A 15,125-nucleotide genomic window follows, 5' to 3' on the forward strand; every position below is an offset into this window, starting at 1 on the left:
CCTTCAGCCGCCGCTTGGAAAAATTCTCCGGACATCGCCGAAGGCGCAACGGTGCACAAAGACCAGGTCCTGATGCTGATGCCCAACTTGTCCAAAATGCAAGTCAAAGTCGGCGTCCATGAATCCGTCGTCGACCGCATCGAGCCCGGCATGGATGCCACCGTGAGTTTGCCTGATCTGGAAATGGACGCGACCGTCTATTCGGTCGCTTCGGTGGCGCAGCCGACGGGTTGGTGGACCGGTAACATCGTCAAATATGACTGCATCATTCAGCTGCCATCGATCGCGGGGCTCAAGCCGGGCATGAGTGCAGAGGTTGAAGTCGTGATGGCTGACTACCAAGACGTGCTGACCGTTCCCGTCTCGGCCGTTCTGGAGACGGAGACCGAAACACTGTGCTGGGTCATGGTCGACGGCAAACCGCAGCGTCGTGTGATCACGCTCGGTGACAGCAACGATGTCTTCATCATCGTCGAAGAAGGACTCCGCGAAGGCGAGGAAGTCGTGCTCAATCCGTTGTCGTTCGTCGACCAGGCTCAACGGGCCGCGCTCAGCACGATCGACGAGACGAAGCCATGAACACCCTGCTGCGCACGATCTCGACCGGCGTGAAGAGTCTGCTGCTGCAGAAGATGCGCGCCGGGTTGGCGGCGCTGGGGATCTTCATCGGAACCACCACGGTGATCTGGTTGGTCGCGATGGGCGAAGGGGTCAGCCATCGCGCCCAAGAACAAATCTTGGAACTGGGCGCCAAGAACATCATCGTCCGATCGGTCGAACCGAATTCGTCCGAAGACAACGCGAACAGCCGGGTCAAAAAATTTGGCTTGCTGAGAAAAGACCACGAGCGAATCGTCGCCACCATTCCAGGGATCAGTGACGCGATTCCGATGCGTGAGACCAGGATGGAATTGCGAGTGGAAAACCGTTCGGCCGACGCCAAATTGGTTGGCTGTAGCGAAGAACACTTGCAGATGAACCAATTGGAAATCGCCCGGGGGCGGTGGTTGACCCCGCGTGATCGCGGCAAAAAAGTCGTCGTGCTGGCCGACCAGACCGCGACGCGATTGTTTCGGTACCAAAACCCGCTGGGCAAATCGATCTGGGTCGGCAGTGAGTTTTACATCGTCATCGGACAAACCAAACCGCGAACCGCGTCGGCGGCGATCGGCGGAAGCTTGGATGCCCGCGATTACAACTTGGACGCCTATATCCCGCTGCAGACGTTTCGTGATCGCATCGGCGATCGGGTGTTGACCCGCAGCTCCGGGCAACAGTTTACCGGTGAGATCGTCGAGCTGAGTCAGATCACGGTCAGCGTCGATGATGTCGACAACGTGGATGAAACGGCGGCGATCATTGAATCGCTGCTCAAGAAGTTTCACAAGACGGAAGACTATGCCGTGGTCGTCCCCAAAGAGCTACTGGCTCAAGCCGCGCGGACCCGTGCGATGTTCAATATCCTGCTGGTGATCATCGCCGGAATCTCGCTGCTGGTCGGTGGCATCGGTATCATGAACATCATGTTGGCCACAGTGACTGAGCGGACGCGCGAGATCGGAATTCGGCGCGCAATCGGCGCCAAACGCCGGGACATCATTCAACAGTTCTTGACCGAGACGTTGGTGCTGACCGGTACCGGCGGATTGCTGGGCGTGTTGTGTGGGCTGATGTGCGGCCCACTGTTTCGTGCCATCCGCGCTGCGGTGACCGCGATCTCTCCCGACGCCTTGCCGCCGATCATTTACACGCTTGAGCCGCGGATCGCGCCGTGGTCGATCGGGTTGTCGTTGTTCATCTCCCTGGGGACCGGACTGATTTTTGGGCTCTATCCCGCCCGCCGAGCCGCCATGATGAATCCAATCGAAGCTCTGCGACATGAGTGACGAACCCATCCAGCTTTTCACCACCTTCTTTCGCTCAACCGAACGCAAGACATGACACGCCTGCCCACGTTCATTCGGCCCTCTCTGGCCGCCATCCTGGTTGCCACCACGACAACGTTCTCGTTTGCCGCGGACCTCGGTCCTTGGAAGAAGCATGTGGTCACCGAGCAGGGGCATTGCAACACCGCGATCGCGATCGACGTCAGCGGCGACGGTTTGCTGGACGTGATTGCCAGTGCCAACGGCATGGTCAGTTTGTTCATCGCGCCGGGTTGGGAACAAGAAATCGTGCTCCATCGATTCGACGGTCGCGGGGCGTGCATTCACTCCGCTCCCATCGATGCCGACGGCGACGGCGACTTGGACTGGGCGGGCACGCTCGCCAACGCTCATCCGTTTTGGCTGGAAAATCCCGGCCCGGCGACGGCGACACAAGGTCCATGGACGGCCCGACCGATCGACAACCAGATCACCGGGATCCATTGTCTGCTGCGATCCGACATCGACAACGATGGTCGTGACGATTTAGTGATCAATAACTTTGAACCGGAAAAAGGACTGGGTGATTCGATGGCCTGGTTCAGTCGTCCCGAAAACCCCAAGACCGCAGCGTCGTGGGTGCGCCATGTGTTCGCCGATGGTGACGCGCGAGGTGGTAGCCATTACATGGGTGCCGGTGACATCGATGGCGACGGCTGGAAAGAAATCGCGGTCGGCGCGAAAGGCAAACCGTTCGCCGACGGCAACTGGTTTGCGTTCTGGAAGCACCCGGGCGGCAAGCAGATCGATGGCGCTTGGGAGAAAGTCGTGTTGGCCGAAAATCAAACCGCCGCGACCAACATTCTGCCGGCTGATGTCAACGGCGATGGCAAAGTCGATTGGGTGGCGTCACGCGGACACGGTATGGGCGTGCTGTGGTTTGAAAATCCCAGCTGGAAGATTCGCGACATCGATACCGAGATTGAGTTTCCGCACAGTCTGACGGTCGCGGATTTCGATCAAGACGGCGACTCGGACGTGGCGACGTGCGGCTACGGCAGCGAGCGCGTGATGTGGTATGAAAACGACGGACTCGGAAATTTTGCCCAGCACACCGTCGACACCGGCCAGCAGAGTTACGACCTGCGATCGGTCGACATGGACGGCGATGGCGACGCAGATCTACTCAACGCCGGACGCGGCAGCAACAACGTGGTCTGGTATGAAAACCCGTTGCGGTGAGACGATCTGCAGGCTCCATGCCAACCTTTCTTAATGAAGCTGGAAGGATGAGTTGGTCAAAAAATGGGTTGGTCAAAAAATGGCGTGCGTTTGAGTTCTTGGTGACGCTTTGCGATCGAAAGGCACGCGCGGCCGTAAGGCCTCGGCAGGTGTCGACTCAGGGGATTTTTTGACCAACCCATTTTTTGACCCTTACGCCTTGTTCCCGCTCGTTGTTGGAGAGTCAGACGTCGGTTTCGGCCATGTCGCGGGCGTGATAGCTGCTGCGGACGAAGGGGCCGCTGGCGACTTTTTTGAACCCCATGCTCTTGGCGATCTCGCCCAGTTCTTCGAATTCTTCCGGCGGCACGTAACGCACCACGGGCAGATATTTTTCACCCGGCTGCAAGTATTGACCGAGGGTCAGGAAGTCGACGTCGTACTCGCGCAGGTCGGCCAGGGCGTCCAACAGTTCGCCGCGTTCTTCACCGAGTCCGAGCATCAAGCCGCTCTTGGTTTTGACATCGGCGTCGTATTCTTTGACCTTTCGCATCATGCCCAGCGTCCAGCGGTAATCACTCTTGGGGCCACGCACGCGGCGGTACAGTCGCGGAACCGTTTCCATGTTGTGGTTGAACACCGTCGGCTTGGCTTGGATGACGCGTTCCAAGGCGTCTTTGCAGGCGACGAAGTCCGGCGTCAGAACTTCGGTCGTCGCACCACATCGCTCGCGGACGGCGACGACGCAGCGATAAAAGTGGTCGGCACCTCCGTCGGGGAGGTCGTCCCGCGTGACGCTGGTGATGACGACATGTTTCAGCCCCAGTCGGGCGGCGGCTTCGGCGACGCGATCGGGTTCATCTGATTCGGGCAATTCCGGCGGACGTCCCCGGTGGACCGCGCAGAATCCACACGGTCGCGTGCAGACGTTCCCGAGGATCATGAAGGTCGCGGTTTGCTGGCTGTAGCATTCCATCCGGTTGGGGCATTTGGCGTTGTCGCAAACCGTTTCCAGCTTCAACTCCTCCAACAGCCCCTCGGTCATATGGTTCGCGTTGCTCTTGGGGATGGGACGCTTGAGCCAGCGGGGCAATCGGCCGCTGCCGCTGAGAGCGGTTCCGGCGGGAATTTCAGGATCTGCGACGACGGGTAATCGAAAGGCCATGGACGGACAGGGGGAGAGACGCGTGGACGAAGTGAACCCTTTCGGGGCTCGTATTGTAGTGAGTCTGTCTGAAGGGCAATGGCTATCGTCTCGAGTCCGGATACAATCCCCCCACCATGGCCAAGAAAAAATCAAAAAAGAAAGGCGCAGCGGCAAACAAGAAATCCGACTCGGGCTTCACGATGGTCTCGGAAAACCGCAAAGCCCGCCATCGTTACGAGATTTTGGACTCGCTCGAGTGCGGATTGATGCTGATGGGCAGCGAAGTCAAATCGATGCGGGAGGGCAAATTGTCGCTCGACGAAGCCCACATCCGTGTCAAGGATCGCGAACTGTGGCTGATCGGCGCAGACATCGCCCATTACAACAACGCCGGGATGTGGAACCACGACCCGCGCCGCCCCCGGAAATTGCTGATCCACGCCCGCGAGTTCGACAAGTTCGCCGGACGGGCCCACGAGCGGGGGCTGACGCTGATCCCGTTGCGCGTTTATTTCAACGATCGGGGCTTGGCCAAATGTGTGATGGGGCTGGTCAAGGGCAAGAAACTTCACGACAAACGAGAGACACTCAAAAAACGAGACTCCGACCGAGGGTTGCAGCGAGCGATGCGCGGACGGGGCTAACCGTGGGGTACGCTTCCAGCTTGCCTTTGCAGCACTCGGTTGGACAGGCTGGAAGCCTCTCCCACCGCGACAGGCTGGAAGCCTGTGTAGGGTGGCAAGCTGGAAGCGTACCCCACTTAAAAGCCGGAAGGTTACACCACTTGATCCTCATGACACCGATCCGACTGTGACTGAACAAACCGCATCCAACACATCCGATGTGCTGAAGATCACCGATGTGATCAAGACGTTTGACCAGCCCGGTGGTGGCAAGCTGACGGTGCTGGACATCCCCGAGCTGACGATTCGTGCCGGCGAGCAACTGGCGCTGATCGGACAGAGCGGCGGCGGCAAGACCACGCTGTTGCATCTCATCGCCGGATTGCTGACGCCCGACTCGGGCAGCATTCGCGTCGCCGGCATCGAGTTGACCAAGCTGTCCGAACAGGGACGTGATCGATGTCGCGCCGCGACCGTCGGCTATGTCTTCCAGACCTTCAATCTGTTGCCCGCCTTCTCCGCGATCGAAAACATCCAGTTGGGAATGGCGTTCGGCAACCGGGCGATCGACACCCATCGCGCCTACGATCTGCTGGACAAAGTCGGCTTGGCCGATCGGGCGACCTACCGTCCGAATCAACTCTCCGTCGGCCAGCAACAGCGGGTGGCGATCGCACGGGCGTTGGCCGGAAAACCGAAGTTGCTGTTGGCCGACGAACCGACCGCCAACGTCGATCCGGCCAGCAGCGATACGGTGTTGGATTTGATCATCGGTTCCTGCCGTGATGAGAACATCGCGTTGATGATGGTCACGCACTCGATGGAGGTGACCAAGCGGTTTGAACGAGTGGAACACCTCGACAAGCTCAACCGTATTTTTGAAACGATCTAAGTGCTGCCGCTGAATGATCCACCTCCATCGCTCAGCGGATCCAACCAAATCACACTCTGCCATCCCCCATAGAACTTGACCATGTGGCTGCTCCGAATTGCTTGGCGAAACTTCTGCTATCGATCGCTTTCAAGTGTCTTGACGACGATCTCGTTGGCCCTCGGGGTGGCGCTGGTGGTGATGGTGCTGGCGGTGTTTGGGATCGTGACCGAAGCGTTTTCGCGTAACGCACAAGTCGGATACAACCTGGTCGTCGGTCCCAAAGGCAGTGCGCTGCAGCTGACGCTCAACAGCGTTTATTACCTGAGCCAGCCGATCGAGAACCTGCCGTACACTGAATACATGGAGTACTTCGACGCCGAGACGCGGGCCGAAATGGTTCGCAAGTACGGTGGCGACCCGGCGCTCGGTGAGCGTGACGGCGTCTATGTGCCGATGATCGGTGGCGGTTATGCCATCCCGTTGGCGCTGGGCGATTACCTGGGCGATTTTCGTGTCGTCGGGACCACGCCGGACTTCTTCGAAAAACTGCGGCACGGGCCGACGCTGGAAGAGCCCTTTGAGATGCGCGAGGGCCGCGCGCTGGTGTCCCACTCCGAGGAGTACGGGTACTTCGAAGCCGTGCTCGGATCACGCGTCGCCGGGCAGCTGAACTTGTCCGTCGGCGATCAGTTCAGTTCGACGCACGGCGATCCCGAAGGCAAGGGGCACGGCAAAAAGTTCACGGTCGTCGGAGTGTTGGCGCCGACCGGCACGCCCAACGACCGCGCCGCGTTTGTCAACATGGAAGGGTTTTATCTGCAAGAAAACCACGCCAAGCCCCTGACCGGGGAGGAAACGATCGTCCCGCCCAGCGAAGCGCCCGAGGACCCCGACGGGTTCATGCCGTTGTCGATTCCGGAACGTGAAGTCACTTCGATTCTGGTCCGCACCGGGATGCCGATGATGGGCGTGGTGCTGGAGAACCAAGTCAACGAGAGTCTGCGGAGTCAGGCGGCCGCACCGGTCGGTGAAATCGCCAAGCTGATGAATGCCATCATCGGACCCCTGCTGACGGCGCTGTTGGTGATCACCCTGATCACCTGTGTGGTGGCGGCGGTCGGCGTGCTGGTGGCGATCTACAACTCGATGAACGATCGCCGCCGCGACATCGCGGTGATGCGGGCCTTGGGGGCACGTCGCGGGACGGTGACCGGGGTGATTTTGTTGGAGAGTTTTTTGGTCGCGGTGATCGGCGCGACGACCGGATGGTTTCTGGCACATGCCTCGATCTGGGCGTTCAGCGGCCTGATCGAGGACCGGACGGGGGTCCAAGTCGGGATACTAACGACCAGCGCCTATGAGTGGTACATTTTCCCGCTCGTTCTGATTCTGGCCGCGCTGGCGGGGATCCTGCCCGCGGCGAGTGCCTATCGGACCGACGTCGGTACGAATCTTGCCGCGTAGCGGCGGCGCAGCAATTAGCATGCGTGGCCGAGTCGATCGCCGCCGGCCGGACAGATCGGCCGTGCGACGACAGTCTGACCATCCTCCCCTAAAAACTCCATGAATCAGCCAGAGCCGAACGAAACGTCCGGCGACGATCGACTCGCTTCCGACCCCGCCACCACCCCGCCCACTTCACCCCCGCCGCACGACGGCGGATCGGTCGACCCGCCCAAACGGCGCCAGCCCGGGATGCTGTTCATCTGGGTGACGTTGTTCATCGACATCTTGGGAATCGGAATCGTGATCCCGGTGCTGCCCGCGCTGGTCCAGGAACTGTCGGGATTGGATGAGTCCGGCGCGTCGCTGTATTACGGACTGATCGTGGCCTCCTACGCGACGATGCAGTTTTTCTTCGCGCCGATCTTGGGCGGGCTTTCGGATCGATTCGGACGGCGGCCGATTCTGTTGGTGGCGCTGTTCGGCCTGGGCGTCGACTTCATGATTCAAGGCTTCGCCAACAGTTTGTGGTTGTTGTTTCTGGCCCGATTGATCTCGGGCGTCTTCGGCGCCAGCTTCACCGTCGGCAACGCCTACATCGCCGACATCTCCAACGATGACACGCGGGCCCGCAACTTCGGGCTCGTCGGTGCGGCGTTCGGACTGGGGTTCACGTTCGGTCCGCCGCTTGGCGGTGTGCTCGGTGACGCGATCGACATCCGCGTTCCCTTCTTTGTCACCGCGGGCCTGGCGTTGGTGAATTGGCTGTACGGCTACTTCATCTTGCCGGAGTCGTTGCCGCCGGAGAAACGCAGGGCGTTTTCACTCAAGAACGCACGGCCGCTCGGTGCCGTCGGAACGCTGCGACGCTATCCCCTGGTCGCCGCGCTTGCGGTTGTGTTTTTACTCAAGGCGTTTGCCCAACGCGGGTTGGAAAATGTGTTCGTCCTGTTCTCCGAATTTCGCTTCGACTGGACCGCGATGACGGTCGGTTTGTTCTTGGGCTGGGTGGGGATTCTGGCGATCATCGTGCAGGGCGGGTTGGTGCGTCCGATCGTCAAACGATTCGGCGAACGCAACGTGTTGTTGATCGCGACGGTGATCTCCGCAGTGTCGTTCTTGGGCTACGCCTTTGCCACCGCCGCTTGGATGTTGCCGGTGATCGCGGCGGTCGGTGCACTGGGTGGATTGGCCGGGCCGACCATTCAAAGCTTGATCACCAAGACGGTCGATGAAACCGAACAGGGTGAAGTGCAAGGGGCGCTGACGTCGCTGCAAGGACTGACCAGCATCGCCGCTCCGATCGTGTTCACCAGCGGGCTGTTCGGTTACTTCACCAGCGACATCGCCCCGTTCCAGTTTGCCGGTGCCCCATTCTTGTTGGGCGGCATTTTGATTTTTGTCGCCTTCCTCTTAGCGATCGCCGTGTTCCGAAAGTATCCCGAAACCGCGAACCGAGACACGCCGGAGGAGGTGCCGGTGCCGATCGAGCATTAGAGGGAACTGGAAAAGACGACCGCCTGAGACGCTTCTCGCAAACGGAGGGCCTGGGGTCCAGCTAAGTTAAGATCAATGAGCAGGCCGCTCGCGTTGGCGCGAACCGGCTGATGTCAAACGATGATCAGCCGTTTGGCGCGAGCCTACGGGCCCCAAACCGTTGCCGGTTCGTTTCGTTTGCATTTTTACACTCGTCGATTCGTTTGAGTCCGCAGCTCGGAGTTTATTGGGTGATGCCAACAGAGTCACTTCCCGCCGCCACATCGACGAAAATTGAAATCGGGGTCGTAGCCGCCGGTCCGTTTGACGAGATCGACCGTGAAGCGATGCAGCAGGCCGTCTTGATGACCCAGGAGGAATTGAAGCAACGGTTCCCCGCGTTTCTGTTTCAATTCTTCAGCGTGCGGCGACCCGAACTGTCCGCCGGAAGCCGGGTCGAGCCGAGTGTCTTGCTGCAACAAGCCACCGAAGACCGCGATGCAAAGCACTGGGATTTTGTGTTCGTGATCACGGCGTCCGAGTTGATCGGTATTTATTCCTCGTTCTGCTTTGCCGCGCTCAGCCGACCGCTTGATGCGGCCGTGATTTCGGTGTCGCTGGTTGATCCACAAGCGGCCGGCGTGGACCTTTCGGCGCAGGCACGGATCGACCAGATCGCCTTGCGTGTGTCCCGCTTGATGCAGCACTCTCTGGCGCACCTGCTCGGTTTGCCGCGTGACGACCGGCCGGATCACCTGCTCTATCATCCCGCCACGGCGAAGGACCTGGATGTGATGGGCTTGGTGGATGACGACCAGACGGCGCGTCAGGCGGAGGCGTTGGCGGAAGTTGCCGATCAACGTTTGGAAGAAGGTTCTGGGCGAGCGATGAGCAATTCGATGTTTGCCATACGTGCGACCTGGATCAACCGCCGCGAAATCGCCCAAGCGATCTGGGCCGCGCGAGCCTGGCAGTTCCCCCGCCGACTGAGCCGACTCACCTTGGCCTCGGTCTCGACGGTCGCCGTGCTGCTGATGACCGCCGAGGCGTGGGATTTGGCGCTCTCACAATCGTGGGCTCGCGTTCACGGCCTCGGTGTGTTTGCGTTACTCGCGACCACCGTGTACGTGATCACGCGGCAACAATTATTGCTTCGTCGCAGCCAGACCAGGACCGAGCAATCGGTCGTCACCGCCGCATCCGCGTTCGGGATCGTGTTGATGGGGATGGCGGTCACCTGGCTCGCGCTGTTCTTGCTCGGGGCGATCGTCGGTCTGTTTTTGTTCGACACACCCTTGATCGCCAGCTGGGCGGCTTCGTCGCAGTTGGCCGGCAGCGACGTGACGTTTGCCGACTACGTGCAAATGGCCGTGTTCAGTGGCTCGGTCGGGTTGCTGATCGGCGCGCTCGGGGCAAGCTTCGAGTCACAAAACTACTTTCGTCATGTGATCTTCGTGGACGAAGAGATTTAGGATTTCGTTGCTATCGCAACGGATTTCGCAAGCTGGAAGCTTACGCCACTTGGTATCAGGAGCTGACGCCGAGGGTGAGCCAGCCGTCGCGGGCGTCGAAGCTGCGGGGCCGGAAATTCAGACCCTGAAGCGCCGGGACTTGGACGTCGGCCGGGATGATCCAGGGCCGGTCCATCAAGGTTTCCGGGAACGCTTTGGCGAATCCTTTCTTGATCGATCCCCGCAAACCGGCTTGCCCGACACTCAAGCGTTTCGTGCCGGGGAAGTTGATTTCGGTTTCGCCGACGCGTTGCAACACCACTTCACCCGACTCGGTGGTGGTCGGTTCATAGACCGCAACGATTTCCAGCAATCGTTTCAGCTCGCGAGAACCTTGCGCGAAGCGTGTCCCCTGGATGCCGATCCGCAGTTTTCCGTCGCGTGCTTCAAAGATGATTGGCCGGCTGTCGTGAAAGTCGATCTCGAATTCGGGTTCTTCTTCTTCGTCTTCCGCGGCGGCCTGGATTTCAGCGCCGCGTTTTGTTTTGCTGGCCAGTTGTTGCAATTCGCTTCGCGTCATCGTGCGGCCGGCCAGCAGCGCGCCGACGGTGTTGTCGATCAGGGATTCATGGATTTGGACCGTCGCGTCGTTGGTCTCGGTGATCGCCGGCGGCGGCGTCGGTGCGGCGAGCTGGTTGTTCTTGCGGATCGTCGCGAACAGATAGATCGAATGTTCGGTCGAGCCGATGGTGCGAGTCGGTTCGGCCAAGTCCAAGCGTTGCAGGTACGCTTCCATCTCGGCGGCCAGATTGCGAGTCGGCTGGGGGATGGCCGAGTCGGTTTCTTTCGTGAATTCTTCGGTCATCCGCGAGATGAATTTGCGATGAGCGATTCGATCGGCGAGCGGCTTTTGCTGGGCGGCTTTTTTCTGCGCGATGCGTCGGACCAATCGCAGCGGATGCTCGATCGAAGTGATGCGGTTGTTGATCGATCCCGAGACGACGACCGGTTCGAACTGGATGCCCGATTCACGGATCTGCAGCAGTCGCGATGCGTACACTTGTCCATAGCCGGACGTCCGCAACCGAACCGGGCCGTTGTATCCCCGGTTGGCCGTGGTGACGGTTCCGTTGAGCGCGATCTGCAGGCGAATGCTGCCGACCGAGGGCAAGAGCGAGGTGGTCACGTCGCCGGTTAAAAACGCGTTGCCGACGATTCGCGTGCCGAGAATGCATTCGCGCACCGCCGAGGATTGGTCGACTCGGCGATTGGCGGCCCGCTGGATCAAGGATTCGTCGATCGTCAGATGAAGATTGGTCGACGAGAACAGGTTTTGTGTGCGATCGACCAGGGCGACCGATTGATCGGTCCGCTCGAGCAGTTCCAGCAGCAACCGCAACGTCGCGATCTGGTCCGGCGACGGGTTTCCGCTGATCTCGGTCCACTGGTCGGCGGTGCGGCTGAGCAGTTGTGCCAGCAAGGCGGTCGTTCTCTCTTTGCGGCGAAACCGCAGCGCGTCGCTGAATCGCTGGGCGGTGCTGCGCAGGCGTCGGACCGCGGGAACCTCAAGTCCCGGATGGATTCCGGTGGCCTTCTGTGAGATGCGGATGGCTTTGCCGGCCATTTCGACATCGCTGGCTTCGGACTGCAGCGCCTGCAGGGCCGGTTCGATTTCCAGGTAGTCGATCCAGGCCTGGGCGTTGGCGCCGGTTGCGGTTTTGGCCAGGTGGGCCCGCAGCTGATCAATCGCCGCTTGGAATTCGGCGGCGCTGGAATCCGGGCTGGCGATTCGGCTCGGATCGAGTCGATCGGCCGACTGCCGAGCCGCTTCGGCAATCTGTTCGGAGAGCGATTGAGCAGGCGAGGCGTTCAGCAGCGCGACGACCCAGAGGCCGAGCGAAGCAAGGACGCGAAGGCTTGGTCGTGTCATGATACATCCAAGTTGACGGTGGACCGGCGGTCGGGAAGTGCGATACAGATGCGAAGATAGTGAAAGGGCGAAGGATTTGCAGGTGGAGTTAGGCGAGTTGGGAAAAAAAACACCCTCGGATCGCCGGCAAGTTGCCTTACAGCGGTCCCAGTGCCCCGGCCAGGACGGCAATCGGTCCCTGCTGGTAGTCCGGCGACGGGGTTTGGGCGTCCATTTCGTACACCGAAACGAGCAATGTCCGTTGACCTAAGGCGCATTTGCCGATGTGGACCCGCAGTGGCCAAGCGGAGCTTTTGCGTGGTGAGGCCCAGTCAATCGTGGCGTTGTCGTAAAGGATCGTTTGCACCTGCAGCTGAAAATCGTCGCTCGCCCCGACCCGCAACACCGCCGGTTCGGTCGCGTTTTCGTCGCCCAGGTCGAGGTGCACCGAGGGTGGGAAATCCGCTGCGGTGGGCGGCCAGGTCGACGTGGCGGGGTCAAAGGTTTTGATCTGCCCCAGGATCGACGCCTTGCGATTGATAAACGAAATCGTCGACGGGCCCTGTCCGTCATCGGGATGGTCCAACAGGAAAAACAAAAACCCTTCGGCCGCTTCGATCCGCAGCCCCAATTCTTGGGATTCCACCGTCTTGTCGTGGATCGGCATGATGTCGGGCGTCGTCCAGGACCCGAAGGCGTCGCTCTGCCGTTGCCCGTCGCGACCGCCCGGCCGACCGCCGGTGGCGCCGAACCAGGCGACACCCATGACGACGACCATCACCACCAGCATGCCGCGGGTGGCTTCAAGAGGAATCTGCTGATCGCGTTGCGAAGCCATGGCTGAAACGACGTTTGTCCCGAAAAATAATCAACACGAACCGACGGCGAACCCTCGCGCCAGACGGCACGCTCCCGCAGCCGAGGCCGACGGTGCCAACGCTGTCCCTGCTGCGCTGTTCTTGGTGCGCTGTCCAGAATCAAGTGGACGAAGACCTTGAAGATGGAGCACTAGAAGAGTGTAGTCGCGATCGGTTGATGCAAGAAATGGGCGTTCAGCCAGGGTTTGTACCGCGTGACCAACAAGCAGCGAGACACGAGCGCTTCTTTGGCATCCTCGATCGGCCAAACCTGGACTTCGGTCGGTTCGAATTTGTTCCATCCGTCACTGACGCGAATCTGTTTCAGTCGCGCCGCGATATCGGTCGTTTGGCCGAGGTACAAGATGGATTCGGGGTCGGAGATCGCGTACACGCCGGCGACCGGTTCGTCGCCACAGCCGTCCAGATAGGCATCGATGGATTCAGCGGCGGGGGCGTCTTGCTTGGCAAACTCCTCGGCACGTTTCTTGGCCGCACGGGTGATTTTGCTGTTGGTCGCGATGCGCCGGAAGTGCCAGATCGCCTCGCGGGCCGCGATTTCCGAATGGCCGTCGCCGAACGCTTGGGCAATTTGATCGAACTCCGCGGCCGCATCGGGTGTGCAAAGGATCTGTTCCAAGTCCATTGCGTAGTCGACCGAAAGCATTTGAAACGCGATCTCGGCGGCGTCGCAGCACGGCAGGATCGTCTTCAGCGAAACCTTTTTGTGTTTGCCTTCACCGACCAGCCGTTCCTCGCGCGAAAGCTGCAACAGGAACTCGTTCCAGGTGCGCGCGTCGCCGAGCAGTTTGGCGTCTTTGCAGTAGCGAACGAACAGTGCGTTGCGGATCGGATCGAACAGCAGTTCCTCGGCGCTATGGTTTTTCGAAACGTCCGCAAACGCGGCTTGGATGACGCGTTCGTTTTGTTCGTCCAGTGGAATCACCGGGCGTCCGTTGCGAAATTCCGTGCGTTGTTTCCCCTTGGACGTCGTCGGTGCACTCTTGATCGGATCGGCCGGGCCGTCCAGCGGATCGCCGGCGCTGCATACCGATAATCGTTCGTTGATCCGCGCGGCGTAGTCTTCGGAGAGTTCGATCCCCATGAACCGACGTCCCAGTTTCTTGGCGACCACCAGCGTCGTGCCGCTGCCGCCGAAGGGGTCCAGCACGAGGTCGCCGGGGTTGCTGGAGACGCGGATGATTCGGCCGAGCAACTGCTCGGGCATTTGGCACCCATGAAAGCCTTCGCGCTCTTTGAAGGTCCCGGCGACGCGGGCAAAGTACCAGGTGTCGTGCGAGGGACTGAAACCCAACTGGGGAGCATCTTGGGGACGCAAGATCCAGGTGTTGTCTGGCAGTCGTCCCCGGGTGTTGGCCCGCGCGTCGGCATAGACCAGTTGCCGCGCCGAAGGAACTCGCACCGTCGGGTTGTCGCCGTTGAAGGTGAACTGTTCGGGGTCTTTGACGAAGTGAAACAAATGGGTGTGCGAGCGACTGAATCCGCGGACGCAATTCACACCGAAGGTGTAGTACCAGATGATCCAGGAGCGGCAGGAGAACCCGATGTCCTGGGACAGCAACTTCAGCTCCGCGGCGTATTCGTCACCGATCGCCAACCAGAACGAGCCGTCCGGTTTGAGTGCCTGGTGAACACCGCTGATCCAGTCACGGCAAAAGTCCAAGTAATCGGTGTGAGACTGCTGGTCGTCGTAGACGTCGTAGGAGTAACCGATGTTGAACGGCGGATCGGCAAAGACAAGATCGATCGTGCCCTGCTGGATCTGGGCCAGTTTTTCGATGCAGTCGCCTTGGTGGATTTGATTGGCAGAGAGCGTTGCGGTGGTCGTCTCGGGCATGGGTTTCCAAGGATGGTGGCAATCGGTCGCGGACGGCAGCACGCCAAGTCTACGATTTTAAAGCCCCTCGCGCCAGTAGCGCAAGCCTCCAAGTGGCGTAAGCTTCCAGCTTGCGTCCACGCAAGCTTCAGCTTGCGACCCCATCAGCTAACGCGGTGAAGTATTTCTTAGCGGTAGGGCGCGAGCCCTCCGGTGTTTCGGCAACGATGAGGAACCGGAGGGATTGCGCCCTGCCGCTAACACCTCGTAAAACGCAGGGAATCAATGCTTCACAGCGACCCCATCAGCACCCAGCGTTCGTCCGCAAGTCGGCGGGGAGTCGCAAGCTGGAAGCTTACGTCACGTCAGATTCGGCAGACGTAGTGGCCGCTTTGGCGGCGGATCAGATGGCGGATTTCCAG

The 15,125-nt window shown here is 60.2% G+C and carries 12 protein-coding genes; 8 read left to right on the forward strand and 4 right to left on the reverse strand.

Annotated features, from left to right (window positions below):
- The 3 genes from ABX749_RS04365 to ABX749_RS04375 form a co-directional block, all read left to right on the forward strand.
- A partial coding sequence (locus ABX749_RS04365) for an efflux RND transporter periplasmic adaptor subunit (protein ID WP_372894921.1) occupies window positions 1-579 on the forward strand: 579 nt, incomplete at its 5' end.
- Window positions 576-1,886, forward strand: coding sequence for an ABC transporter permease (locus ABX749_RS04370; RefSeq protein ID WP_145221028.1), 1,311 nt, complete (start codon window positions 576-578; stop codon window positions 1,884-1,886). The genes ABX749_RS04365 and ABX749_RS04370, both read left to right, overlap by 4 nt.
- Before the next feature lie 51 nt (window positions 1,887-1,937).
- Window positions 1,938-3,107, forward strand: coding sequence for an FG-GAP repeat domain-containing protein (locus tag ABX749_RS04375; RefSeq protein ID WP_372894922.1), 1,170 nt, complete (start codon window positions 1,938-1,940; stop codon window positions 3,105-3,107).
- A 223-nt stretch (window positions 3,108-3,330) separates the two neighbouring features.
- Here the strand turns inward: ABX749_RS04375 and lipA are convergent, their stop codons facing one another.
- Complete coding sequence (gene lipA / locus ABX749_RS04380) at window positions 3,331-4,251, reverse strand: lipoyl synthase (protein WP_145221022.1); 921 nt, start codon at window positions 4,249-4,251, stop codon at window positions 3,331-3,333.
- Between the two features lie 116 nt (window positions 4,252-4,367).
- On the opposite strand from lipA, the gene smpB reads away from it, so the two are divergent.
- The 5 genes from smpB to ABX749_RS04405 all read left to right on the forward strand — a co-directional run bounded on the left by smpB (window position 4,368) and on the right by ABX749_RS04405 (window position 10,121).
- Window positions 4,368-4,877: an SsrA-binding protein SmpB gene (gene smpB / locus ABX749_RS04385; RefSeq protein WP_095740379.1), complete on the forward strand. Its 510-nt coding sequence runs from the start codon at window positions 4,368-4,370 to the stop codon at window positions 4,875-4,877.
- A 166-nt stretch (window positions 4,878-5,043) separates the two neighbouring features.
- Window positions 5,044-5,748 (forward strand): ABC transporter ATP-binding protein, encoded by a 705-nt coding sequence (locus ABX749_RS04390; protein ID WP_372894923.1) that lies wholly within the window; start codon window positions 5,044-5,046, stop codon window positions 5,746-5,748.
- Window positions 5,749-5,829: 81 nt separating this feature from the next.
- Complete coding sequence (locus tag ABX749_RS04395; protein ID WP_372894924.1) at window positions 5,830-7,194, forward strand: ABC transporter permease; 1,365 nt, start codon at window positions 5,830-5,832, stop codon at window positions 7,192-7,194.
- Window positions 7,195-7,293: 99 nt separating this feature from the next.
- Complete coding sequence (locus ABX749_RS04400; protein ID WP_372894925.1) at window positions 7,294-8,670, forward strand: TCR/Tet family MFS transporter; 1,377 nt, start codon at window positions 7,294-7,296, stop codon at window positions 8,668-8,670.
- A 233-nt stretch (window positions 8,671-8,903) separates the two neighbouring features.
- Window positions 8,904-10,121 carry a hypothetical protein gene (locus tag ABX749_RS04405; RefSeq protein WP_372894926.1) on the forward strand — a complete coding sequence of 406 codons (1,218 nt, stop codon included), beginning with the start codon at window positions 8,904-8,906 and terminating at the stop codon, window positions 10,119-10,121.
- Between the two features lie 55 nt (window positions 10,122-10,176).
- On the opposite strand, the gene ABX749_RS04410 is transcribed toward ABX749_RS04405, so the two are convergent.
- The 3 genes from ABX749_RS04410 to ABX749_RS04420 form a co-directional block, all read right to left on the reverse strand.
- Window positions 10,177-12,030 (reverse strand): hypothetical protein, encoded by a 1,854-nt coding sequence (locus ABX749_RS04410; RefSeq protein WP_372894927.1) that lies wholly within the window; start codon window positions 12,028-12,030, stop codon window positions 10,177-10,179.
- A 136-nt stretch (window positions 12,031-12,166) separates the two neighbouring features.
- Window positions 12,167-12,847 (reverse strand): hypothetical protein, encoded by a 681-nt coding sequence (locus tag ABX749_RS04415; RefSeq protein ID WP_372894928.1) that lies wholly within the window; start codon window positions 12,845-12,847, stop codon window positions 12,167-12,169.
- Window positions 12,848-13,017: 170 nt separating this feature from the next.
- Window positions 13,018-14,724, reverse strand: coding sequence for a site-specific DNA-methyltransferase (locus tag ABX749_RS04420; protein WP_372894929.1), 1,707 nt, complete (start codon window positions 14,722-14,724; stop codon window positions 13,018-13,020).
- Window positions 14,725-15,125 lie beyond the last annotated feature (401 nt).

It is taken from the genome of Stieleria sp. (genome assembly GCF_041595215.1).
Classification (GTDB): Bacteria; Planctomycetota; Planctomycetia; order Pirellulales; family Pirellulaceae; genus Stieleria; species Stieleria magnilauensis.

Excerpts from the sequence above, each read along its gene's own strand:
- ABX749_RS04370 (WP_145221028.1), top strand. The coding sequence starts at position 576 with ATGAACACCCTGCTGCGCACGATCTCGACCGGCGTGAAGAGTCTGCTG.
- ABX749_RS04375 (WP_372894922.1), top strand. The coding sequence starts at position 1,938 with ATGACACGCCTGCCCACGTTCATTCGGCCCTCTCTGGCCGCCATCCTG.
- lipA (WP_145221022.1), bottom strand. The coding sequence starts at position 4,251 with ATGGCCTTTCGATTACCCGTCGTCGCAGATCCTGAAATTCCCGCCGGA.
- smpB (WP_095740379.1), top strand. The coding sequence starts at position 4,368 with ATGGCCAAGAAAAAATCAAAAAAGAAAGGCGCAGCGGCAAACAAGAAA.
- ABX749_RS04395 (WP_372894924.1), top strand. The coding sequence starts at position 5,830 with ATGTGGCTGCTCCGAATTGCTTGGCGAAACTTCTGCTATCGATCGCTT.
- ABX749_RS04400 (WP_372894925.1), top strand. The coding sequence starts at position 7,294 with ATGAATCAGCCAGAGCCGAACGAAACGTCCGGCGACGATCGACTCGCT.
- ABX749_RS04405 (WP_372894926.1), top strand. The coding sequence starts at position 8,904 with ATGCCAACAGAGTCACTTCCCGCCGCCACATCGACGAAAATTGAAATC.
- ABX749_RS04410 (WP_372894927.1), bottom strand. The coding sequence starts at position 12,030 with ATGACACGACCAAGCCTTCGCGTCCTTGCTTCGCTCGGCCTCTGGGTC.
- ABX749_RS04415 (WP_372894928.1), bottom strand. The coding sequence starts at position 12,847 with ATGGCTTCGCAACGCGATCAGCAGATTCCTCTTGAAGCCACCCGCGGC.
- ABX749_RS04420 (WP_372894929.1), bottom strand. The coding sequence starts at position 14,724 with ATGCCCGAGACGACCACCGCAACGCTCTCTGCCAATCAAATCCACCAA.